This is a genomic window from Clostridium sp. TJA085, assembly GCF_058310235.1.
Genome location: NZ_JBZEEZ010000004.1, coordinates 24,815 through 49,473, shown reverse-complemented (window position 1 = coordinate 49,473; position 24,659 = coordinate 24,815). Strand labels below are relative to the sequence as shown.

Genomic DNA, 24,659 nt, shown 5'->3' with positions numbered 1-24,659 from the left:
AATACGAATGAGAGGGATAAATTATGTTAAAAGAATTTATAAAATATTATAAGCCCTATAAGAAGTTATTTATATTAGATTTATTTGCAGCATTTACAGTATCGTTGTGTGATTTGGTATATCCTATGATAACAAGAAACATAATGGATGATGTTGTTCCTAATAAAAATTTTAGAATGCTTGTAATATTTGGTGTGGCATTATTACTAATATTTATACTTAAAGCAGGATTAAATTACTTTATACAATATTGGGGTCATGTTGTAGGGGTTAGAATGCAAGCAGATATGCGAAAAAAAGTATTTATACATCTTCAAAAACTTCCAAACTCATATTTTAGTAACAACAAAACTGGTGTTATAATGTCTAGAATAATAAATGATCTTATGGACATATCAGAACTTGCACATCATGGTCCAGAAGATTTATTTATATCTTTAGTAATTATATTAGGATCTTTCTTTATATTACTAGGAATAAATATTCCACTTACAATAATAGTTTTTTCTATACTTCCATTTATAATTTTATTTGCAATAACTCAAAGAAAAAGAATGAGTAGAGCTTTTAAGGAAACTAGAGTTAAAATTGGTGAAGTAAATGCTACTTTAGAAAATAGTATAGCAGGAATTAGAGTTACTAAATCTTTTTGTAATGAAGAAGAAGAATTAAAAAAGATGGAAGAATCCAATAATATATTTAAAAAAGCTAGAGAAAAAGCATATAGAGTAATGGCTGGTTATTTTTCAGGTATGTTTTTTGGAACTGACTTTTTAGAATTAGTTGTTTTAATAGTTGCAGGATATTTTACTTATATGGATTATATTACTTTAGGGGATTTTGCAGCATATTTACTTTACGTAAAAATGTTTATGCAGCCTATTAGAAAACTAATAAACTTTACAGAACAATATCAAAATGGTATGACTGGTTTTGAAAGATTTATGGAAATAATAAATCAAGAAACAGAAAAAGAAAGTGAAAACCCAATAGAGCTTAAAGATGTAAAAGGAGATATTGAAATACAAAATTTATCTTTTACCTATGAAGATAATAATGAAGTGCTTAATAATATTAATTTAAAAATAGATGCGGGAAAAACAGTAGCACTTGTTGGGCCATCTGGTGGTGGAAAAACAACTTTATGTAGTCTTATACCAAGATTTTTTGAATTTGAAGATGGGGATATAAAAATAGATGGAACAAGTATTAAAGATGTTAGCTTAAATTCACTTAGAAATAATATTGGAGTTGTAGCACAAGATGTATTTTTATTTACAGGTACAGTAAAAGAAAATATAACGATAGGAGATAGGAATGCTACAGATGAAGAAATTATAGAGGCTTGTAAAAAAGCTAAGATACATGATTTTATAATGTCTCTTCCAAATGGATATGATACTTATATAGGAGAAAGAGGAGTTAAGCTATCTGGAGGTCAAAAGCAAAGAGTATCAATAGCTAGAATATTTTTGAAGAATCCACCTATTATGATTTTAGATGAAGCTACATCAGCTCTTGATAATGTAACAGAGAAAGAAATACAAAAATCATTAGAGGAATTAAGTAAAGATAGAACAAATTTAGTTGTAGCTCATAGATTGTCAACAATAAAAAATGCAGATGAAATAGTTGTTTTAACAGAGAATGGAATAGAAGAAAGAGGAACACATAAAGAACTTATAGAAAAAGGTGGAGTGTATTCTAAACTTCATAGAAAATAAATAATGGTAGAAATCTTTTTAAATTAATTTAAATATTAAGGTTATATTTAAAAAAGATTTCTACTTTTTTTATTATATAAAAATATATAAATACGAATATTGACTAATGAATATAAGTGTAATATTATGTATATATACGAAATATAATATAAAAAATATAAAAAAATATCGTATAATATCGCAAATAAGGTTCGATAGTTTCTACCAGATCACCGTAAATGGTCTGACTACGATTTTTCTAAAGATTATATGGACAATCCTTTAGATTAATCAAAGCTTAAAAAGATTTCAAAAACTAAAGGAGGAAATATTAAAGATGAACTTTATATCAAAATTTTTCAAATTTGAAAAAAGAAATACTACTTTAAAAGGGGAATTAATTGGAGGGATAACAACATTTATAACAATGTCATATGTTTTATTTGTTATACCAGATATATTAAGTACAACAGGAATGGATAAAAATAGTGTTTTTGTTGCAACAGCATTAGCCGCAGCATTTGGAACACTAATAATGGGGATATATGCAAACTTTCCAATGGCACTTGCACCAGGCATGGGACTAAATGCCTTCTTTGCTTTTACTGTTTGTGGAGAGATGGGAATCTCATGGCAAGTTGCTCTTTCAGGAATTTTAGTTTCAGGAATAATTTTTGTAATAATTTCAGTATCAGGACTTAGAGAGCTTATTATAAAAGCAATACCTCAAAATTTAAAATCAGCAGTTACAGCTGGAATAGGATTATTTATAGCATTTATAGGTTTTAAAGGTGCAGGAATAGTAGTACAAAATGATGCTACTTTTGTTTCAATAGGTAATTTAACAAGTCCTAAAGTATTACTTGCTATATTTGGACTTTTATTAACAGGAGCATTAATGGCAAGAAAAGTTAAAGTTGCAATTTTTGTTGGAATGATATGTACAGTAATAGTTGGAATAATATCAGGGCTTATAGATACTCCAAGTAGAGTAATTTCATCAGTACCATCAATAGCACCTACTTTTGGATATGCACTTTCAAATATAAAAGAAGTTTTTACACCACAAATGCTTATGGTTGTTTTTACAATGTTATTTATGGATTTCTTTGATACTGCAGGGACTTTAGTAGCAGTTGGAGCAAAGGTTGGACTTGTTAAAGAAGATGGATCTATAGAAAATGGCTCTAGGGCTTTAGTTGCTGATTCAATTGCAACATGTGTTGGTTCTATATTTGGAACAACTAATACAACATCATATATTGAATCATTATCAGGTGCTTCTGTAGGAGCTAAAACTGGATTTTCAAGCGTTGTTGTAGGAGGAATGTTTTTATTATCAACATTCTTCTCACCACTTCTTTCAGTAGTAACTTCTGAAGTTACGGCACCAGCTCTTATAATTGTTGGATCACTTATGTGCGCTTCATTAGCTGATATTAATTGGAAAGAACCAGAAATTGCAATTCCAGCATTTTTAACAGTTATATTAATGCCTTTATCATATAGTATAGCTATAGGAATTGCTTTTGGATTTTGTGCTTATGTTGTATTAATGGTTTTAAAAGGTAACTTTAAATCTGTTCATCCTATAATGTATACTTTAGCAGGTTTATTTACATTTTATTTTATATTCGGACTATCTTAATTGATGCGATTAAATTTAATATAAAATTATGACTTTTATAAGGAAGCTATTAAAAATAGTTTCCTTTGATTTTTATTAAATTTACTAATAAAGAAATTTTAACTAAATAGTAATTGGCAAAATAGAAAAATACGAATATAATTAAATATGCTTTTATATATTAAAATTAAAATATTTTAAATTGTTTAAAATATATTTTTTAATATTATAATGCATTTTAATATTATTAAGTCAATTTTTAAGTAATAACATTAAAATAATTAAATTTATTATTTAAAAATTGATTAAATTGTAAATAAAAATTTAATATAGCGTTACTGTATTAAAAAAGGACAACCTTTGAAGAAAAATTTTGGTATAGTATTATAGGGAGGAATTGTTAATATGGAAAAAGATAGCGATAAAGGAAGTAGAAAAATGAGAAGGGATATTAATCGTAAAAAAACTATAATAGGAATTATAATTTCTATATCTATTTTACTTGCTATATATTTAGGAATGTCCATGTATTTTATTAATCATTTTTATTTTGGTTCATCTGTTAATTCAATAAGTATATCAGGATGTACTGTGGAAGAAGCTAATAAGAAAATTGAAGATAAAATCGGAAATTATAAATTAGAATTAGAAGGCAGAGATGGAGCTAATGAAGTAATAACTTCAAAAGAAATAGGATTAAAATATGATGCAGCTCAAACAGTTAAAGAGCTAAAAGAAGAGCAAAGCCCTTTTAAATGGATTATAAAAATATTTAGTAATAAAGACACTGAAATAGATCTTTTAGCATCATATGATAAAAATCTTTTAAAGAAAACTATAAATAAGATGGTTTATTTTAATAAGAATAAAATTGTTAATCCTAAAAATGCTAGTTTTAAATATACTGATGGAAAGTATGAAATAGTAAAAGAAGTCTATGGTAATAAGGTTAATAAAGAAAAATTGTATAATGTAATAGTAGATGCAATTCATAATGGACAAAAAAGTGTAAACTTAGATAAAGCAAATTGTTATGATAACCCTAAATATTTAGCTGATTCAAAGAAGGTTATAGAAGCTAAGGATAAATTAGATAAATATGTATCTTCAGATATAACATACACTATAGGAGATAATAAAATAAATTTAAATGGTTCTATAATTCATAATTGGGTTAATGTAGATAAAGATATGAATGTTGTAATTGATGATCAAGCAGTTTCAAATTATGTAAATGGGTTAGCTAATGAATATAATACAGTTGGAAAAACAAGAGAATTTAAAACTTCATTAGGAACTGTTGTAAAAGTAAGTGGTGGATCTTATGGATGGAAAATAAATGTGCCACAAGAAGTTCAAACATTAATTTCAGAAATAAAAGAAGGTGCAAAGGTTACAAGAAAACCAGTATACTCTCAAACTTCTTTATCTTATGGAACTAATGATATAGGAAATACATATGTTGAAGTTAATTTAGATAAACAACATGTTTGGTATTATAAAGATGGAGCTCTTATTACAGAAGGTGATATTGTTACAGGTAATGCAAGTAGAAATTGGGCAACACCACCAGGAGTATATTATTTAAACTATAAAGAAAAAGATGCAACATTAAAAGGTGAAGATTATAAAACACCAGTTAAGTTCTGGATGCCATTTAATGGAGGGATAGGACTTCATGATGCGTGGTGGAGAAATAAGTTTGGTGGAAATATATATCAAAATCAAGGTTCACATGGTTGTGTAAATTTACCACCTCCAGTTGCAGAAGCAATATTTAATAATATAACATCAGGAACACCTATTGTTTGTTATAAGTAAGTAAAATACGAGTGAATTTATTCACTCGTATTTTTATTTAATTTATATGTTGATTTTGAAAGCCTTCACGTTTTACAGAATGTTTTTTTTGAGTTCTGTTGTGATTTTTTCCTTCTTCACTAGTAAGGGAAGTTTGACAATTACATTTTGGCATTCTTGAAGCTTTTTTATCTGGTTGACTATCTTTTGGCATAATATCACCTCCACAAGTAATTCAGTATTAGTATGCCTTAAAATCACAAAATATAAATAGTTAATATTATAATATAAAGGAAAAAATATTTTAAGGAGTAAGTTTATGAAAAATCCTGTTGAAATATATAATTCTCTTGATTTTAAAAATTTTAATATTGATATGTTAAAGTTTGTTAATGAAAATAATATAAAAAGTGATACTGGATATTTAATTACAACATCATTAAAAACAAAGTATACTTATATATTTAAAGAAGATGGTGGTAAATGGGAACAAATTTATAAATGGAGATGTACGGTTGGAAAAAAGACTACACCAACAATAAAAGGATATTTTTATATAACAGGCAGAAAACCTTACTTTGGAACTACTCAGTATAGGGCTAAGTATGCAACTAGATTTATAGGAAGATATTATTATCATTCAATTTTATATGATAGTACAGGCAAGTATGTAATAGATTCTAGACTTGGAATGGAAATTAGTCACGGATGTATAAGGCTTTTAACTCAAAATGCTAAATGGATATATGATAATATACCAAATTCAACACCTGTTATTATTGCGTAAGACAAGTATTAATAATAAATATGATACTATTAATTTTTTTGTGTATTAAATAAAGAAATCAAAAGAGCTATATTTGGAGAGAAAAAATGAAAGATTATAATATTATGATTTTTAATTTTAAAAGTAAATTTAAAATTTAATATTAAAAATAAGAAAATATTAATGGTATCTATTTTTTATAGATACCATTTTATAATTTTAATTTATATAAGCTAGCTTATATATTAAAAATCTTTCTCTTGAATCAGTTTTAAAGCTTTCAAGTTGTATTTCTTTATATAACATAAAAAATGTATAATTTTCTAAAAAGAAAATATAATCATCTGATGGATAAAATAATATAAGTTCTATATCTCTTTTATATTCATAAACTGATTCTAAAATATTATCTAAAACTTTCATAAATATTTGAATAGAAAATGGATTAAAAAAATAAAATTTATTATCTTCTTTATTAATTTTATATTCTTCAGCTAAAATACAAGAAAAATTAATTTTACATTGATCCTTATTATATTTTTCAAGAAAATGTTCTTTATTAATTAAAGCTTGCTTATAAAAGTAATGATTCATTTCAATTCCTGTAACTTTAGAATTAAATAAATAACTTATAAAAAAATTAAGCCTTCCCATACCACATCCAAAATCAATTATTGAATCACTTTCTTTTAATTTATAATGTTTAAATAATTCGTTTAATGCCGAATATTCAGTAGGTTCGTATCTGTTATAGTGTATTGACGTTTCATCTAAATCTTGCTTTTTATTAGTTTTTATATTTAGTAATTCTTCATAATATTGTTCATTCATTAAAATACCTCTTATGTTTTTTATACATAAAAATAATATTATTAAATATTAATATAGTCAATTACAGAAAAGATATATAAAATAAAAGATTTTGATTGCTTAGTTATTTAAGATTTTTATATTGTATAGAATAAAAGTATTTCTAAATAATTTCATATATTTGTATAATTTAAAATGCTTTAAGATAGATTAATTTGGAGATGATAAAAATTAGTTATGTAGTGTTTAAGGAACTATTTAAAAGGTATAAAGGGAAAAAATTTAATACTTTAGAAAATATCAATTTAGAAATTAGTAAAGGAGAATTTGTTGTAATAGTTGGTCCAAGTGGTAGTGGAAAGTCTACTCTTTTAGAAATAATTTGTGGATTTGAAGAAGTTACAAGTGGAATTATAGAACTAGATGGCAAAGTTATAAATGATATTGAACCAAAGGATAGAAATATATCAATGGTTTTTCAAAACTATGCTTTATTACCACATTTAACAGCATATGAAAATATTGCATTTGGAATGAAAATAAGAAAAGTTGATAAAAAAGAAATTCATAATAAAGTTATGTGGGCTGCTAGTATATTAAATCTTCAAGATTGCTTAAATGCTAAACCTAAAAACTTATCTGGTGGTCAAAGACAGAGAATAGCATTAGCACGTGCCATTGTTAGAGAACCTAAATTATTTTTAATGGATGAGCCTTTATCTAATTTAGATTCAAAACTTAGAAATCAAACATCAAATGAAATAACAACATTACATAAAAAAATAAATGCAACAACTATATATGTAACTCATGATCAAGTGGAAGCCTTAACTATGGCAGACAAAATTGTCATTTTAAATGATGGAGTTATTCAACAAATAGGAAGTCCAAAAGAAATTTATAAAAATCCAAATAATATATTTGTAGCACAATTTATAGGAAAACCCGAAATTAATTTGTTTGATTTAGAAATTAAAAAGGATGAGTTAATTATTGAAGGGACAATAAAACTAAAAAAGAATGATTTATTAAATAATATAGATGAGGGTAAGTATATCTTAGGAGTTAGGTCAGAAAATATAAAAATTAATTTAAATAGTGGAAATATAAAAGCAAAAGTTGAAAAAATAGAATACTTAGGTAGCGAATATATTGTTTATTTAAATTATTTAAATAAGAAATTTACTAGTAAGGTAATTAATTTAGAAAATATTAATTTAAATGATGAATTATATATTAGTTTTGATTTAAATGAAGCTAATATTTTTAATAAAAATAACAAAAGAAATATGAGGGGAGAATGAAATGAGAAAAAAATTACTTAGTATTTTAATATTATTACCACTTGTTCTTACTGGATGTGGAACAGAGAAAAAAGAAGCAGCAGGAAAGATTGGAGGAACTATAACAGTTGTAACTGATAGAACTGATGCTGATAAGTTATTCGAGGATATAGAAACAAAATTTAAAGAAAAATATCCAGAAGTTGAAGATGTAGTATTTGAATCATCAAATGATTACACAAATTATATTACAACAAGAATGAACACTAAAAACTATGGTGATGTCTTATTTGTACCGTTTAGTATGAATGCAACTCCAGAGGAATATGAAAATTATTTTGAACCATTAGGAAATGTTAAGGATTTAGAAGAAAAATATATAGATGTTACAGAAGCTGATTATAATGGAGTATCTTATGGACTTCCAGCTGCATTAAATTCATTGGGTATAATTTATAATGAGAATGTTTTAAAGAAAGCTGGAGTAGAAAAAATGCCTACATCTTTAGAAGAAATGATAGAAGCTTGTGAAAAAATAAAAAAGAATACTGATGCTATACCATTTTATACAAACTATAACAATACTTTAGGTGTATGGGGTGGAGCATTAACTTCATATGGTGGAGAGCAATATAGATCAGAAATGCTTAAAAAAGGAACAGCATTTAAGGAAGGACAGCCTATAAGAGAAGTTATGGATTTATTTTATAATTTATCCTCAAAAGGATTAACAGAAAAGGATCCTATAACTGGAGATTACGGAAAGTCAATGCAATTGCTTGCTGATGGGAAAGTGGCAATGTTTATGATGGGATCTCAAGAGGTGCCAGATATACAAAAGTTAGCTAAAGGTGACAATAAAGAAGCAATAAAAATAGCTCCATTTCCAGTAAAATTTAATGGACAAACAAGCATACCATTTGGAGCGCCAGCAGTTGTTGGAATAAATAAAAATAGTGAAAATAAAGAAACTGCAAAAGCATTTTTAGAATTCTTTATTTCAAATGAAAGTGGTTATGCAAAAGAATTTGGCGGAATGAGCCCAGATAAAAATAGTTTAAGTGCTGATCAAAAGAAAATGTTTGAAGAAAATAATATAATACTTACAGTTCCAAAGGAAACACCAGAAACAGATAAATTATATAGCGATATAGCTAATGAAGTTGGTGTTGGAAGACTTAATGATGTTCTTCAAAATACTATAAATATAGGCTTATATCCAAATCAAAATAAAAGTTATAATGATTATATAAAAGAATTAGAAAATAAGTGGGAAAAAGCAGTAAAAAATAATGAAAAGTAAGCTTTTAAAAAAAGAAAGAAAGATTATCTTTTTCTTTCTTTTTTTTCCTATATTATTGTTAGTATTATTTGGTTTTTTGCCTATTATATCGTTAATAAATTATAGTTTTACTTCATGGAATGGATTATCTAGTAACAAAGAGTTTGTAGGTTTTGATAACTTTATAAAAATATTTACAGATCCTAATTATATAGAAGTTTTTAAAAATAGTTTTTATTATTTTATATCTGGAGTTGTTCAAATTGTTATTGGATTATCTCTTGCAATAATTTTATCTTTTAAGGTGAAATTAAAAAACTTTTTTAAAGGAATTTATATATTTCCATTATTAATTAGTGGAGTGGCAATTTCTATGATTTTTAGAATGTTTTTTACACCTGATGGAACTTTTGATCAAATATTAACTTTTTTAGGACTTGAAAATATTATAAATTATTGGCTTGGTGACCCAAGATTTGTTAATTATACTTTAGCTAGTATATCCTTATGGAGATTTACAGGATTTAGTTTTATTATGTATTTTGGTGCTATACAGACTATACCAAAGGAATATTTAAAAATAGCAGAAATTGAAGGAGCAACAGTATTCCAAAAAGTTAGATATATTATATTACCTAATATACATACAGTATTAAAGATTAATTTTACATTACTTATAATAGGTGCTATATCAGCATTTGAAATACCTATGATAATGACAAATGGTTCAAATGGAACAACAACATTTTTATTAATGACTATGAAAACTGCTTTTGAAAATAAAAAAATAGGGCTTGCAGCAAGTATGGCAGTAATAATTAGTATTGTGATTATTGTTATGACATTTATACAGAAAAGAGTTTGTAAAAATGATGAATATGAATATTAAAAATATAATTTTAAAAATAATTAAATATATAATTTTAATTTTATGGGCTTTAATTATATTAATTCCACTTATAACAGTATTTTTTGGGTCATTTAAAACTTTAAATGAGTTTAATTCAACTAATGGAATAGATATTCCTAATAGTTTTTTAAACTTTGAAAATTATAAAAAGGCTTTTATTGATGGAAAAATGTTTATAGGATTTTTTAATACTTTTGTATTAATTTTATTTGGAGTAGGTGGAAGTATACTTATAGGATCTATGGTTGCTTTTATTATTAATCGTTTCCAGTTTAAATACAAAAAAATTATTTTATTTATGTATCTTTTAGTATCTATAGTACCTATGGAAATATCACAAGTTGCAACATTCAAAATAATAGATGCAATAGGTATATACAATACTAGATTAGCTCCAATAATTTTATATTTAAGTGCTGATGTTTTAATGATTTATATTTATTTGCAAATGCTTGAAAAAATACCTAAGGACATAGATAAGGCTGTTTTGTTAGAAGGAGGAAATTATTTTACATTATATAAAAAAGTTATATTTCCTTTACTTAAACCAGCCACTGCAACTATTGCAATGATTAAAGTTATATCAATATATAATGATTTTTACATTCCTTTTTTATATATGCCAGGAGAAAACTTAAATACTGTTTCAACTACAATATTCAAATTTATAGGTCCAGATAAAATAGAGTGGAATGTTATATGCGCAGCAGTAATAATAAGTATAATACCAATGATTTTAATTTTTTTATTTTTACAAAAGTATATATACAGAGGAATAACAGCAGGGAGTATTAAATAATGAAAGATAGAAATTTTTTTAAAAGAGCATATACTGTTATGGAAATAAGAACAGGCTTTGCAACTGGACTTCCAGTTTTAAGTGGAGGACTTTTTGGAGCTTACTTATGTGGTAATATAAAGGTTTTATTATTACTACTTATGTTTATTTCAGGGTTTTGTTTCAATATTGTAGCTAATATTGCTAATGAAATAAGAGCTTATATAAAACATGAAGAGAATGAAGATACATTTACAGGTCATAAAGGTAGTGAAGGTTTAGTAAGGGGAGACGCAAAGATTAGAGATGCGATTATAGCACTTATGTTTATGATTGCATTAGGTGGAGCAACTGGGATTTTAATTGTATTAATAACAAAAGATATAAAAATACTTATTATAGGAATTTTAAGTTTAATTGCAGCTATATGTTATTCTTTAGGACCTAAACCATATATACTTTATCCAGTTGGAGAAATTGTTTCAGGAATTTTTGTTGGGTTAATAAGTTCATTAGTATCAGCTTATATACAACTAGGAAGTTTTAAATTAGAAATTTTTATATATTCTTTAATTTCAATGATAATGACTGTGTTTTTGATGTCTACAAATAATACATCAGATTATATAAAAGACAAGGGAGTAAGGATAACGCTTCCTCATGTAATTGGATTTAGAAATTCAATAAAAATACTTATTCCAGAAGGAATAGTAATGGTAGTTTCTTGGATAATCTTATATTTTATTGGAAGTATAAATTTAATAATTTTTATTACGGGATTATTTACATTTTACTATTATGGATATGTAAAGTTCTATAAAGATTATTATAAAATACAGGAAGTTTATAAAGAAATGGGAAGAGAATGGGGTCCTAGACCACTTCTTCTTATATATTCTTTTCATATTTTAGTATCAATAGAGTTTTTATTTTTTATAGTATTTAAGTAAAGGAAGGAAAGCTATTATGGATAAAATGAATTTAATATTAATTAGAAAAAATCCACTATCTATTCCAGCTATTCTTGCAAAGGAACTTGGAATATTTAAAAAGTATAATATAGATGTTAATTTAAAAGTTCCATATGATTTTAATTTTGGTAGTAAAAGTCCATTTTTAGAAAATGAATCTGATGCTATGATGGGAGATTTAACTTTCTTTTTTTATATGTTAGATAGAGGGAAAAGATGTATTATAACATCAAATTTAACTAGAACAATAAGTTTAGTTGTATCAAAAAGATTTGATAGTAAAAAAGAAAAAATAAAATTTGGTGTTAATAGAAAAGGGATGTTTAGGTTGTTTTTAGAAGAGGATTTAAAAGATATAGTAAAAAAACCGGAAATTATATGGATTAATAATACTTATGAGCGCATGGAAGCTTTAAAAAGTGGAAAAATAGACGGTTTAGTTGCTATAGAACCTTTTATAACAGAAATGGAAGATTACGGTTTTAAAAAAGTATGGAGTTTAAGAGAAAGTAAAAGAAACCTTGTTATGTGGTGTTTTGATGAAGATTATTATATAAAAAATAAAGAAGCAGTTAAAAATTTTCATAAGTCTTTAGAAGAAGCTAAAAAAATATTTAATGAAAGTACAGATAAAGAAAAGGTTGAAATAGGACTAAAATATGCAAAATATGATACTAAAGAAGCGGAGAGATTAAAAGAATTTGAGTTTGAATATGGAAAAAATTTCAAGTTAGATGATTTTAATTTTTGTAATGAATGGATGTATAAAAATAATGAAATAAAAAATATGTATGATGGCGAAAAGCTTATAGCAAAAATATTTTAATAAAAAACACAGATATAAAATTTTATATCTGTGTTTTTTTATATAAAGTGTAGTTAGTGTTAATTTTTAAAATAAGGTAATTTTCTTAAGTGAGCTAGTAAGTAATTTGCTGATATTCCAACAAATATTCCAGTTCCTATTCCTGCTATAGATAATATAGGTAAATAAAGAAAAATACCAAAATTATTTAAGATTAAAGATGCTACAAGGAGCTGTCCAACATTATGAAAAACAGCAGCAGAAGCACTTACCCCAATTATAGAAACTTTATCTTTAAAAAGTTCTTTAACTAAAATTGCTACAAAAAAGCTTAAAATTCCGCCAACTGAACTATAAATTAATGTAGATAAATTCCCTACTAATAAGCTTGAGAGAATTATTCTTAAAGCTAAAACTAAAAAGGCTTGCTTATAGTTGTCTAATGTATATATTGCAATCATTATAACTAAATTTGCTAGTCCAAGTTTTGCTCCTGGAGTTATAAATGGTACAGGTATCATATTTTCAATTGTAAAAAGAATTAAAGCCATAGATACTAAAGAAGATATATAAATCATTTTACTAGTTTTACTTAACTTCATATTTATTAATGTGAAAGTATAATATCATCATCATTAGTACTTTCATCTCCTTTAATTTCAATGATTAATTCGTGTGGTAAGCAAACTAAACTTTCTGTTACTTTATTTATAGTTCCTTGTTTTACACAAAGTTCATCTTTACAATCTGCATGAATCATCTTAATACCTGATTTATTTATAAGTATGGTGTTAGTTCCTTTATCTGTGTTTATAACTATTTTTTCATCATTTTTAATAGATGATAAATTAATAGTTTTATATAATTTTCCAGACACCTTTATATTAGCGTAAGTGGAAGAATAGTTTTTATTTAAAGCCTTAGCTGATATAAAATAAGGCGTAAAGGATATTATTATAAGAAAAATTATTATAACAATATCTAATTTTTTGAATATTTTCATTAGTTTTCTCCTGATAAATTAATTTTATTAATAAATCTGTAATTAAAGTTTAATTTATTACAAGAAAAATTGGTAATAGAAAATTTTTATACTATATAAAAATATACGTTAATAAAGTTTTATTATTTCAGTGTATAATCCTTGATGAAAATAGTTAATTTTTTTATTTATTTATAAATTTTTAGGAGGAATAATAATGAAAAGAAAATTATTAGTAGGATTATTTGCAGCTGCATTATCATTATCATTAGTTGCTTGTGGAGGAGATAAACAAACTGATGCACCAGCAGCTGATAATAGTAAACAAGAAGCAACTATGAAAGATGGAACATACGAAGTTGAAACAAAAAATGCAGATGATAATGGTGGAAAAGCTAGAGCTTCAGTTACAATAAAAGACGGAAAAATAACAGAAGCTAAATATAATGAGTTTACTGATAAAGGTGATAAGAGAGAAGATAAAGAATACAATAAAATGATGAAAGAAAAAGCAGGCACTAATCCTTCAGAATATGAAGTTAAAATTGAAGAAGGTGTAGTTAAAGCTCAATCAGCAGATTTTGATGCAGTAACTGGTGCTACAAATTCATCAGCTAAAGCTAAAACTTTATTTGAAGAAGCTTTAAATAATGCAAAAGAAGGAAAAACTGATAAAGAATTAGTTGAAGTTAAATAATATTATATATTTTTAAGCCAATGATTTAAGATCATTGGCTTATTTTTATTATTTATAAAAATGATTGAATAAAAATGATTATTTAATAAATAATTTAATTTATAAAAAATAATTTTATAAAAATATAAAGTGAATTTAAAATGAAAAATAAAAATAAGAATTTATATTGTAAAAGTTTAATAAAAAAAGTAAAATATAAACGAACTGTAAACAAAATGTTAATACAGTATAAGAAAAATTAATAATAAAGGGGAAGAATTTAATGAGGAAAAAAACTAAAATTATAACATTTTTAATGCTTATAGTATTTAGTATAGGATTTTATGGATGTAAAAGTAAAAATGATAATGAACCTATAAGTAGAACTGAGCTTTTTATGGGAACATCTATAAAGGTAACTCTTTATGATGGTGGAAGTGAAAAAATATTGGACAAGGCATTTGATAAAATAGTAGAATTGGAAAATTTAGTAAGTATAAATAAATCAAATACAGAAATAGATAATTTAAATAAAAACTCAGGAATAAAAGCTGTAAAGTTAAGTGAAGATAGTTTTAATATAGTTAAGAAAGGGCTAGAATACTCAAAACTTTCTAATGGGGATTATGATATTACAATAGGACCATTAGTTAAACTTTGGAGCATAGGATTACCTGAGGCGAAAGTTCCTACAAAAAAAGAAATTTCACAAGCTATTAAAAGTATAGATTACTCGAATGTTTACATAGATGAAAATAATAGAGAAATTTTTTTGAAAGAAAAAGGAATGATGTTAGACTTAGGAAGTATTGCAAAAGGATATGCAGCTGATGAAATAGCAAAAATACTTAAAGAAGAAGGTGTTAATTCAGCAATTATAGATCTTGGTGGAAACATATATGCATTAGGTTATAAAAAAGAAAATAATAAATGGAAGATAGGTATACAAGATCCATTTACTGATAGAGGTAATGCAATTGGTACAGTTACTGTAGCTAATAAATCTGTTGTAACTAGTGGTATTTATGAAAGGTATATAGAAAAGAATGGTAAAAAATATCATCATATATTAAATCCTAAAACGGGGTACCCATATGAAACAAATATTGCTGGAGTATCTATAATATCAGATAAATCAATAGATGGAGATGCACTATCTACATTAGTTTTTACCAAAGGAATAGATAAAGGAATAGAGTTTGTTAATAAAATTGATGGAGTAGATGCAATTTTTATAACTAATGATAAGAAGGTTTATGTTACAGATGGTATAAAAGAAGACTTTAAAATAATTAATGAAAATTATAAATTAGTTAATTAAAGGGGGAAGGAACATGCAAATAGATAGTTTAAAATATTTTTATGAAGTAGCGGAGTTAAAAAGTATATCTAAGGTGGCAAATAATTCACATATATCTCAACCCGCACTAAGTCATCAACTTTTAAAATTAGAAAAAGAGCTTGGAGCAAAATTATTAGAAAGAAGTAATAGAGGTGTAGAATTAACAGAGCAAGGGAAGATAGTGTATAATTACGCAAAGAAAATTTTAAATTATCATAATAATATGGTACAAGATGTAAATATAAAAAATTCTTTAAAATACGACCTTGAAATAACAAATGCTAATATATCAGCAAATTTCTTAGTTTCTAGAATTGCAAAAGATATAGGGAAAATATTTAAAAATTTTAATGTTAATATAAATAATAATTGGGAAAGTAATCAACAATCTTTATTACTTCATAATAAGTCAGATATAGTTGTAGGGTGCAATATGATATATGATGTAGATTTATCATCAAATTATATAGGAAGTGATAACCTTATATTTATAAGCAGAGAAAAAATAAAAGAAGAAAACATATCTAATCAATCAGTAGCTATATTAGATGATGGAAGAAGTAATATTTTAAATAGCATTAGAGACTTTGATAACATTAATATAACCTTAAGAAGTAATTGCTTAAGCACTATAAAAGAATATTTAAATAATAGCAATACTTTAGCAATAGTTCCTAAAATAGCTGTAAGGTCAGAGATAGAGTCAGGGGAGTTTATAGATTTAGGCTTTAAAAATTATGAAAAGTCATATGACTTATTTATAACTTATAGAAAAAATATTGAGAATAGAATTAAAAAGAAAATAAATATATTTATTAAAGATTTAGAAAAAGTTTTAAATTATGATAATAAAAATATAGCGGTTTAAATAGGTGAGCAATATGACTTTAAAAGGATATTTAAGTTTTGTTGAAATACAGACAAAAATAGCTAGCTTAATTCCATTTTTATTTGGAACTTTATATAGTATATACAGATATGGAAAGGTAGACTTAGCGAATTTAATATTTATGTTTATATCAATGATATGTTTTGATATGGTAACAACTGCAATAAATAATTATTGTGATTATGAAAATGAAATAAAACATAGTAATGGAAAATATTTTGGTAAAAATCCAATGTTTATTCATAAAATTTCTAAAAAGAAAGGGATTATAACTATATATACATTACTATTTATATCTATAATATTTGGAATAATATTAACTGTTAGGACAAGTTTGTTAGTATTATTTTTAGGAGTAATATGCTTTTTTATAGGAATATTTTATACTTTTGGACCAATACCTATATCAAGAATGCCTCTTGGAGAAGTTTTTTCAGGATTATTTATGGGGTTCTTAATTACATTTTTAACTATATATATTAATATATTTGATTTAGGATATTTTTCAATAAGTATATTAAATGGTGAATTTATAGCAAAAATCAATATTTTTGAAACTATTAGCATATTTTTAGTAAGTATACCTTTAATAACAGGAATAGCTAATATAATGTTATCTAATAACATATGTGATTTAGAAGATGATAAAAAAGTATCAAGGTTCACGTTGCCATATTATATAGGAGAAGATTTTGCTATAAAATTATATAAAATACTATATTATTTTGGATACTTTGCAATTTTAATATCAATTATTTTAAAAATTTTACCTATAACATCAATTATAGTTTTTTTTACTATTCCTATCGTAAACAAGAATATAAAAGAATTTGAAAATAAGCAAATTAAATCAGAAACTTTTGTATTGGCAGTAAAAAATTTTGTCATTATAAATTTTGCATATATATTAGCTTTAATTGGCAATTTTGTTATTTTTAATATATTAGATATTTAAATTTATTATGATATATAAAAAAAAATTATGATATTCATTGAAATTAGTAGGGGATTAGTTGGCTATTTTTAAGGGTTAAGGGGAATTTAAATATAAGGTTTATATTTAAAAAGATTGTTTGTTAATTAATAAACAAATATAGACAGTAATAAGTTTAACTTATAGAATAAACATGCTAAAGAAGTTAAATTAAAATATTAAAAACAAAATTAAAGAAGAGAGGGAATAATATGTCAACTAAAATTGTTATTTTGGGTGCAGGTTATGCAGGGGTTCATGCAGCTAAAAAATTAGCAAAAAAGTATAAAAAGAATAACGATGTTGAAATTACATTAATTGATAAAAATCCGTATCATACACTAATGACAGAATTACATGAAGTTGCTGGTGGAAGAGTACCAGAGGAATCTGTTAAAGTAGAACTTTCAAGAATATTTCATAGAACGAAAGTAAAAGTTGTTGTTGATTTTATTGAAAATGTAGATACTGATAATAATGTAGTTACTACAAAGCAAGGTGAATACAAATATGATTATCTAATGGTTGGAATAGGTAGTGAGCCTGCATTTTTTGGAGTTCCAGGTGTAAAGGAAAATGGATTTACTTTATGGTCTTTAGAAGATGCCCTAAAAATAAAGAAGCATATTAAAAATAGAGTTAAAGAAGCTTCATTTGAAAGAAATTCAGAAAAAAGAAAAAGAATGCTTACATTTGTTGTGGCAGGATCTGGGTTTACTGGAATAGAAATGGCTGGAGAGTTACTAGAGTGGAAAACTACTTTAGCTAGAGAATATAGAATTTGTGAAGATGAAATAAAGATATTAGTTGTTGAAGCTATGTCAACAATATTAAATATGCTTGATAGAAAGCAAGCAGATAAAGCTGAAAAATATATGGTTAAGCATGGTGTTTCTATTCTTAAAAACTCGCCAATAGTTGAAGTAACTAAAAATACTATTAAATTAAAAGATGGAAAAGTGATTCCAACAGAAACATTAATATGGACGTGTGGTGTACAAGCAAATCAAGACTTAGAAGATGTTGATGTAAAGAAAGCTAAAGCAGGAAGATACTTAGCTAATAAATATATGCAAGCTGAAGGAAAAGAAAATGTATATGTTGTTGGAGATGTAGCATATGTTGAGGAAAATGGAGGAAAATCAAATCCTCAAATAGTTGAAGCAGCAGAACAAACTGCAACAACAGCTGCTAAAAATATAATAGCATCAATAGAAAATAAAGAAAAAGTTGAATTTAAATCAAGTTATCATGGTTTCATGGTATCTATAGGTGGAAGATATGCAGTAGCAGACCTTATGGGAATTAAGTTATCAGGATTTTTTGCTATGGTGATGAAACATCTTATAAATATGGTCTATTTATTCGGAGTTAATAATGTACATGCCGTATATAATTATCTTCAACATGAGTTCTTTGCTATGAAGGAAAGAAGATGTATAATGCGAGGTCATTTATCATCAAAAGGAAATAGGTTATGGCTTGTTCCTCTTAGAATATATATAGGATCTTTATGGCTTATTGAAGGTCTTAAAAAATTAATTGGAGAAGAAACATGGAAGAAAGCATTTGAATCTGCATCAAGTGCATCAGATGCAGCTGGTGGAAGTATAGGTGCTTACATCCAATCTTTATTTGATAATATGACAATAGGATGGGATAGCTGGATGAAGATGGGTAATGTAAAGATGCCATTTTCTTGGCTTCAAGATACTGTTACTGGAGCATCAGCAGCTACAACTGATGCAGCTGTATCAAATATGCCAACACCTATATTTGATAGTATGCCAAAGTTTTATGAATCTATAATGGAGATATTTATGCCAAATCCTGAAGTGGCAGTTTGGTTCCAAAGGATAGTTGTGTTAACAGAAATTGCTATAGGGTTATGTTTAATAGCTGGATTATTTACATTTTTAGCATCAGCAGCATCAGCATTTATGACTGTTAACTTTATATTCTCTGCAATGGCAGGATGGGATATATTATGGTTTACATTTGGTAGTATTGCTTTAATGTGTGGAGCTGGAAGAACATTTGGATTAGACTATTATGTAATGCCTTGGATTAATAAAATTGTTGGTAACTTATGGATGGGAAAAAGAGAACCAATATATGAAATACATGGTAAGTAATTAGTATTTAATTATTATAAAGTAGAGAATGATTTATTCTCTACTTTATATAAAAATATTAATGTAGTGTGTGATAATAGTATTTTTATAAGTTATATTATCAGACTTTATATTAATAAAGTATTTATATAGAAAACGAGGGAGAAAAATGGGGAATTTTTGGACTGATTATCCTATTATAAATAAAGAAATAGAAGAAGTAAAAAAACAAATAAGTTTAAATGCAAAATGTAAGGACAAAGTTATAGAAAAGAGTATATTAGATTTATTAAATTCAGGTGGTAAAATGTTAAGGCCTGCCTTTTTGATTATTGCTTCAAAATTTGGAGATTATAATGAGGAAAGAGTAAGGGCACTTGCTTCTGTTGTAGAGATGTTTCATATGGCAACATTAGTTCATGATGATGTAATAGATGATGCACCTCTTAGAAGGGGAAAGGAAACTGTTCAATCTAAATATGGTAAAAATTATGCTGTATATATAGGTGATTATTTATTTTGTTTATGTTTTAGGATACTTGGGACAACATCATCAATAGAAAGGGGAATTGATGTTGATGCTAAAGTTATGTCTAGAATTTGTTTGGGAGAGGTTGAGCAGTTAAATTCAAGATTTAATAGAAATGTATCAATAAAAGATTATTTAAAGAGAATATCAGGAAAAACAGCAGAACTTTTTTCGCTTAGTTTTTATATAGGTGCAGCTGAAAGTTCATGTGATAAAAAGATTTGTAGACTGTTTTGGGAGATAGGACATAATATAGGGATGGCATTTCAAATAATTGATGATATATTAGATTACATAGGTACAGATGAGGAAATAGGAAAAAAATCAGGAAATGATTTAAAGGATGGAATATATACTTTACCATTATTATTAGCATTAAAAAATAATAAAGAAGTATTTGAAAATTTATTAGATAAGGAATTTTATTCTAATGAGGAAGTTAATAAAATAATAAATTTAGTCAAGGAAAATGATGGTATAAGTGAATCTATAATTCTTGCTGAAAAGTATTCAAATAAGGCATTTAAAAATATAGATAAATTGCCAGAAAATGAGTATAAATATATATTAAAAGAAGTAACTGAAAAGTTACTTAAAAGAAGCTATTAAATGGAGGTCTATATTAAGTTAAAATTACTTAATATAGACTACTTTATTTTTAGAAATATAATTATAAGAATTATTTTAGAATTACTTAATTAAATTTATGTTATAATAAAAAATGATACTAAATGGAAAAAGAGGTAATACAATGAAAGTAGATTGGAATAGAAAATATACAACTATATCAGTTTATGCTGTTATTTCTGTATGTGCAGTAATAGTATTTTATTTAGCTATGTCTCAACTTGGACATTTATTAGATAAAATAAGTGGTGTAGTTAATATATTTAAACCATTTATATGGGGATTTGCAATGGCTTATCTTTTAGATTTTGTTCTAAGATTTTATGAAAATAAAATATTAAAAAAAGGTGTATTTAAAAAGCTTAAATCAAAAAGAGGTATTGGATTATTATTTACATATATGACTGCGTTTATAGTAATAGGATTGTTTATTCAATTTGTACTTCCACAACTTATTGATAGCATAGTTGGATTAGTAAATGATATACCAAGTTATATTGATAATACTAGTAAATTTATAAATCAAACTATCGCAAGTCTTGACCTTCAAGAGCATTATTTAACTATAATAAATGAAAAATTTAATAATATATTAGATTATGTAATAAAAGCATCTACTAATTTATTACCAATGCTTGGTGCGGGATTAACTACTGTTTTATCAAGCATATGGAATATAGTTTTAGGTATTATAGTATCTATTTATTTATTAATAGAAAAAGAAAAGTTTTTTGCATTAGCAAAAAAAATAACTTATGCAATATTTAATAAAAAGGCAGCCGAAAAGACTATTGAATTAACACATAGAAGCAATGAAACATTTGGAAAGTTTTTAAGTGGAAAAATTTTGGATTCATTTATAATTGCCATTTTAACATTCATAATATTAACTATAGTAAAAATGCCATATACACTTCTATTGTCAGTAATAATAGGAATAACTAACATAATTCCTTTTTTTGGACCATTTATAGGGGCTATACCATCAGTTATAATAGTATTATTTGTTTCACCAACAAAAGCTTTTTGGCTTATTGTTATAATATTTATAATTCAACAACTAGATGGCAATATTATTGGTCCTAAAATACTTGGTGATTCAATTGGAATATCTGCATTTTGGATTTTATTTTCAATATTAGTAGCAGGGAAGTTTTTAGGATTTGTAGGAATGGTAATAGGAGTTCCACTTTTTGCAGTATTATATTCTATAATTAAAGAAATTGTTGAAGCTAGACTTGATAAAAAAGGTCTAAAGACAGACACTAAAGATTATATGTAGCAGTTTTTGTGGAGGATTTTTATATATGAAATTTATGATAATTAATGGACCTAATTTAAATATGATAGGTGTAAGAGAAAAAGATATATATGGTATAAAAACTTTTAAAGATATTTGTGAATTTATAGAAAAAGAAGCTATAAAGAAAAATCATGAATTAGTATTATATCAAAGTAATTCAGAAGGAGAAATAATTGATTTTCTTCAAAAGGCATATTTTGAAAATTATGATGGGGTAATAATAAATCCAGGTGCATATACACATTATAGTTATGCTATACATGATGCTATAAAATCTATATATCAAGTTCCGACAGTTGAGGTTCATCTTTCTAATATACATTCAAGAGAAGAATTTAGAAGAGAATCAAAAACAGCACCAGCATGTATAGGGCAAATATCTGGCTTCGGTGAATATGGATATATTCTTGCTATGGATGCTTTAGAAAATTACATTAAGAAATAATTTTGTTTTATAAGCTTAAGAATTGTACTTTCAATTTTTAAGCTTATTTTTATATTTTATTTTGAAGAGTATATATTTAAAATATTTACAGAAACAAAAGTATATAAGCAAAATATAATGAAATAAAAAGTAATTTTTAGGTGATATTATGAGAAAAATAATTATTGATACAGATACAGCTTCAGATGATGCTGTTGCTATAATTACAGCTCTTAGAGAAAAAAGTATAAAAGTGCTTGCTATAACAACTGTAGCTGGAAATGTAGATGTAGAAAGAGCTACAGAAAATGCATTAATTGCAATAGAAAAAGCTAAAACTTATGCACCACCAGTTTATAAGGGACTTAGTAAACCATTAATTAAGGAGCAGGTAGAAGCAAAAGATATTCATGGAAAAGATGGATTAGGTAATACAAACTTTCATCCAAATAAATTAAAGGCAGAGAGAGAGCATGCAGTAAAAGCTATTTTGAGAATTATACAGGAAAATCCCTATGAGATTGAGCTAGTAACTCTTGGACCACTTACAAATATTGCTTATGCATATTTACTTGCACCTGAAATTATGAGAAAATTAAAGTCGATAACATTAATGGTTGGAAATGGAATAGAGGGTGGAGGAAATATTACTGAATTTGCAGAATTTAATGCTTATGCTGATCCCGATGCATTAAAGATAGTTATGGAAATAGATGTTCCACAAGTAATATTAGGATGGGATGTAGCGATAGGCGATGGAATTATAACTTATGATGAAATTAATGCTTTAAAAAAATTAGATTCAAATACTGTAAAATTTGTTCTTGATATATGTAAAGAAATTTGTACAGTTTGCAAACTTAAAGGGAAAAAAGGTGTTGGATTTGCAGACCCATTGGTTATAGCAGTTTTTACTCATCCTAATTTAGTAAAAAAATCTATAGATACTAATTTAGAAGTAATAACTAATAAAGGCGAAAAAGAAGGGCAAGTTATTTTGAGTAATATAAAAAAAATTAATAAATCAACAGAAACTGTAATTGTAAATGTTGATGGAGCTTCTATAAAAAAATATTTGTTATCAAAATTAATTGATGAATAAATTTTAGTGTATATTGATAAAATTTTTTCAACAATATATACTATTAATTAGAAATAGTGATTACTTAAGAAAAGAGGGTTTGAATATGAAATATAATTTAAATATAAATGATTTAGGAAATATACTAAAAAAGTTAGATGAAAATTATGATTTAGAATTAATGACTAAAATAGAATTAAGTGGTGGATGGCTTACTATGCATGGAAAAGCATCTATTACTAAGATTCCAGTAGATGGATTATCAGGATGTGCTAGTAAAGGAAATAATATTATACACATAAAGGTTAAAAGTAAATCAACTGATGGAACTATTATTAAAATTACAGGAGCAAAAGATAAAAAATTTAATATAGATATTTCATCAACAAGATATAAAGAATTATCTCCTGGTGGAAGTTTAAGTCTTAATCAAATAAAAGTAAATAATGAGGAATGTAAACTTAGAATTGATAATGATATAATATTTAAAATTAATACTAGTGCAAAAAATGTAGAGGATTTGATTAATTGTTAGATTTTTCAAAGAGCTAAACTAAAAAGTTTAGCTCTTTTCTATTTATTTTTAAAATTATAGTGATATAATAAAATAGTTATTCAAATTTTCATGAGGTGATTATATGTTAAAAGATAATTATGTAGAATTACAAAGAGCATCAAACGAACTTGATAAGTATCACAATGAAGGAAAAAAGGACAAGCTTATTGAATATTTAATGGGATTAAATATAAATATTATAAAAGATATTCATGTTATCTTGCATATTGGAAAAAATGAATTAAATAATTGTATACACAAGCCTTTTGAATTGTATAAAAAAACAATGCTTACATTTGATGCATTAAGAGGATGGCAGGAAAAAGAAGTAGAAGTTAATAAGATAGTGGAGTGTGAAGCCTCATACGCACATTTTAAAAATGGGTTAGAAATACTTGAATTAATTTAAAGGAAAAAATAGCTTTGGA

Annotated in this window: 25 protein-coding genes and 1 riboswitch; of the genes, 21 read left to right on the top strand and 4 right to left on the bottom strand. The window is 25.5% G+C overall.

The genetic code is table 11. The features are described from left to right. The first annotated feature begins 23 nt into the window (after positions 1–23). The 3 genes from AC4FQW_RS10730 to AC4FQW_RS10720 all read left to right on the top strand — a co-directional run bounded on the left by AC4FQW_RS10730 (position 24) and on the right by AC4FQW_RS10720 (position 5,151). Positions 24–1,724 (top strand): ABC transporter ATP-binding protein, encoded by a 1,701-nt coding sequence (locus tag AC4FQW_RS10730; RefSeq protein WP_491149003.1) that lies wholly within the window; start codon positions 24–26, stop codon positions 1,722–1,724. Between the two features lie 148 nt (positions 1,725–1,872). Beyond that, a riboswitch (purine riboswitch) is annotated at positions 1,873–1,974 on the top strand. A gap of 66 nt (positions 1,975–2,040) precedes the next feature. After that, on the top strand, positions 2,041–3,351 hold the full coding sequence (locus AC4FQW_RS10725) for an NCS2 family permease (protein WP_491149002.1): 1,311 nt from the start codon (positions 2,041–2,043) through the stop codon (positions 3,349–3,351). 384 nt (positions 3,352–3,735) lie between these two features. Further along, a complete protein-coding gene (locus AC4FQW_RS10720; protein WP_303129116.1) occupies positions 3,736–5,151 on the top strand; it encodes a L,D-transpeptidase family protein in 1,416 nt (471 codons plus the stop codon). A gap of 37 nt (positions 5,152–5,188) precedes the next feature. Here the strand turns inward: AC4FQW_RS10720 and AC4FQW_RS10715 are convergent, their stop codons facing one another. Continuing rightward, the gene (locus AC4FQW_RS10715) at positions 5,189–5,344 is read right to left on the bottom strand and encodes a hypothetical protein (protein ID WP_303129118.1); all 156 of its coding nucleotides are present in this window, start codon (positions 5,342–5,344) and stop codon (positions 5,189–5,191) included. A 105-nt stretch (positions 5,345–5,449) separates the two neighbouring features. Between AC4FQW_RS10715 and AC4FQW_RS10710 the strand changes: the two genes are divergently transcribed. Then, positions 5,450–5,917: a L,D-transpeptidase gene (locus tag AC4FQW_RS10710; protein WP_491149000.1), complete on the top strand. Its 468-nt coding sequence runs from the start codon at positions 5,450–5,452 to the stop codon at positions 5,915–5,917. A 198-nt stretch (positions 5,918–6,115) separates the two neighbouring features. Here AC4FQW_RS10710 and AC4FQW_RS10705 read toward each other — a convergent pair whose 3' ends face one another. Next, on the bottom strand, positions 6,116–6,727 hold the full coding sequence (locus AC4FQW_RS10705; RefSeq protein WP_491148998.1) for a class I SAM-dependent methyltransferase: 612 nt from the start codon (positions 6,725–6,727) through the stop codon (positions 6,116–6,118). A 221-nt stretch (positions 6,728–6,948) separates the two neighbouring features. Here AC4FQW_RS10705 and AC4FQW_RS10700 point away from each other — a divergent pair, with 221 nt between their 5' ends. Genes AC4FQW_RS10700 through AC4FQW_RS10675 form a run of 6 tightly spaced genes read left to right on the top strand, consistent with a single transcriptional unit; the run spans position 6,949 to position 12,756 of the window. Continuing rightward, on the top strand, positions 6,949–8,010 hold the full coding sequence (locus AC4FQW_RS10700; RefSeq protein ID WP_491148997.1) for an ABC transporter ATP-binding protein: 1,062 nt from the start codon (positions 6,949–6,951) through the stop codon (positions 8,008–8,010). Position 8,011: 1 nt separating this feature from the next. Continuing rightward, a complete protein-coding gene (locus tag AC4FQW_RS10695; protein ID WP_491148995.1) occupies positions 8,012–9,292 on the top strand; it encodes an ABC transporter substrate-binding protein in 1,281 nt (426 codons plus the stop codon). A gap of 55 nt (positions 9,293–9,347) precedes the next feature. After that, entirely contained in the window at positions 9,348–10,160 is an 813-nt protein-coding gene (locus AC4FQW_RS10690; protein WP_491148993.1) for a carbohydrate ABC transporter permease, read from the top strand. Next, positions 10,141–10,980, top strand: a complete 840-nt coding sequence (locus AC4FQW_RS10685; RefSeq protein WP_303129126.1) for a carbohydrate ABC transporter permease — start codon at positions 10,141–10,143, stop codon at positions 10,978–10,980. Before AC4FQW_RS10690 ends, AC4FQW_RS10685 begins: the two co-directional genes overlap by 20 nt. Continuing rightward, a complete protein-coding gene (locus AC4FQW_RS10680; protein ID WP_491148992.1) occupies positions 10,980–11,909 on the top strand; it encodes a prenyltransferase in 930 nt (309 codons plus the stop codon). Before AC4FQW_RS10685 ends, AC4FQW_RS10680 begins: the two co-directional genes overlap by 1 nt. Before the next feature lie 16 nt (positions 11,910–11,925). Further along, positions 11,926–12,756, top strand: coding sequence for an ABC transporter substrate-binding protein (locus tag AC4FQW_RS10675; RefSeq protein ID WP_491148991.1), 831 nt, complete (start codon positions 11,926–11,928; stop codon positions 12,754–12,756). A 59-nt stretch (positions 12,757–12,815) separates the two neighbouring features. On the opposite strand, the gene AC4FQW_RS10670 is transcribed toward AC4FQW_RS10675, so the two are convergent. After that, positions 12,816–13,337, bottom strand: coding sequence for a Gx transporter family protein (locus AC4FQW_RS10670; RefSeq protein WP_303129131.1), 522 nt, complete (start codon positions 13,335–13,337; stop codon positions 12,816–12,818). 5 nt (positions 13,338–13,342) lie between these two features. After that, positions 13,343–13,738, bottom strand: a complete 396-nt coding sequence (locus AC4FQW_RS10665) for a NusG domain II-containing protein (protein WP_303129132.1) — start codon at positions 13,736–13,738, stop codon at positions 13,343–13,345. A gap of 196 nt (positions 13,739–13,934) precedes the next feature. On the opposite strand from AC4FQW_RS10665, the gene AC4FQW_RS10660 reads away from it, so the two are divergent. From AC4FQW_RS10660 to AC4FQW_RS10610, 11 genes are all read left to right on the top strand, one after another. Next, positions 13,935–14,414 (top strand): FMN-binding protein, encoded by a 480-nt coding sequence (locus AC4FQW_RS10660; protein WP_303129134.1) that lies wholly within the window; start codon positions 13,935–13,937, stop codon positions 14,412–14,414. 262 nt (positions 14,415–14,676) lie between these two features. Then, positions 14,677–15,714, top strand: a complete 1,038-nt coding sequence (locus AC4FQW_RS10655) for an FAD:protein FMN transferase (RefSeq protein WP_491148989.1) — start codon at positions 14,677–14,679, stop codon at positions 15,712–15,714. A gap of 13 nt (positions 15,715–15,727) precedes the next feature. Continuing rightward, positions 15,728–16,603: a LysR family transcriptional regulator gene (locus AC4FQW_RS10650; protein WP_303129136.1), complete on the top strand. Its 876-nt coding sequence runs from the start codon at positions 15,728–15,730 to the stop codon at positions 16,601–16,603. Positions 16,604–16,616: 13 nt separating this feature from the next. Then, a complete protein-coding gene (locus AC4FQW_RS10645; RefSeq protein WP_491148987.1) occupies positions 16,617–17,579 on the top strand; it encodes a 1,4-dihydroxy-2-naphthoate polyprenyltransferase in 963 nt (320 codons plus the stop codon). Positions 17,580–17,809: 230 nt separating this feature from the next. Continuing rightward, positions 17,810–19,732 (top strand): FAD-dependent oxidoreductase, encoded by a 1,923-nt coding sequence (locus tag AC4FQW_RS10640; RefSeq protein ID WP_491148986.1) that lies wholly within the window; start codon positions 17,810–17,812, stop codon positions 19,730–19,732. Positions 19,733–19,880: 148 nt separating this feature from the next. Further along, the gene (locus AC4FQW_RS10635; RefSeq protein WP_303129142.1) at positions 19,881–20,849 is read left to right on the top strand and encodes a polyprenyl synthetase family protein; all 969 of its coding nucleotides are present in this window, start codon (positions 19,881–19,883) and stop codon (positions 20,847–20,849) included. Between the two features lie 142 nt (positions 20,850–20,991). After that, positions 20,992–22,149 (top strand): AI-2E family transporter, encoded by a 1,158-nt coding sequence (locus AC4FQW_RS10630; RefSeq protein WP_303129143.1) that lies wholly within the window; start codon positions 20,992–20,994, stop codon positions 22,147–22,149. A gap of 25 nt (positions 22,150–22,174) precedes the next feature. Next, on the top strand, positions 22,175–22,615 hold the full coding sequence (gene aroQ / locus AC4FQW_RS10625) for a type II 3-dehydroquinate dehydratase (protein WP_491148983.1): 441 nt from the start codon (positions 22,175–22,177) through the stop codon (positions 22,613–22,615). Positions 22,616–22,763: 148 nt separating this feature from the next. Beyond that, positions 22,764–23,696 carry a nucleoside hydrolase gene (locus tag AC4FQW_RS10620; protein WP_491148981.1) on the top strand — a complete coding sequence of 311 codons (933 nt, stop codon included), beginning with the start codon at positions 22,764–22,766 and terminating at the stop codon, positions 23,694–23,696. Between the two features lie 85 nt (positions 23,697–23,781). After that, positions 23,782–24,210, top strand: coding sequence for a UDP-N-acetylglucosamine pyrophosphorylase (locus AC4FQW_RS10615; protein WP_303129148.1), 429 nt, complete (start codon positions 23,782–23,784; stop codon positions 24,208–24,210). 103 nt (positions 24,211–24,313) lie between these two features. Further along, positions 24,314–24,640: a hypothetical protein gene (locus tag AC4FQW_RS10610; protein WP_303129150.1), complete on the top strand. Its 327-nt coding sequence runs from the start codon at positions 24,314–24,316 to the stop codon at positions 24,638–24,640. Positions 24,641–24,659 lie beyond the last annotated feature (19 nt).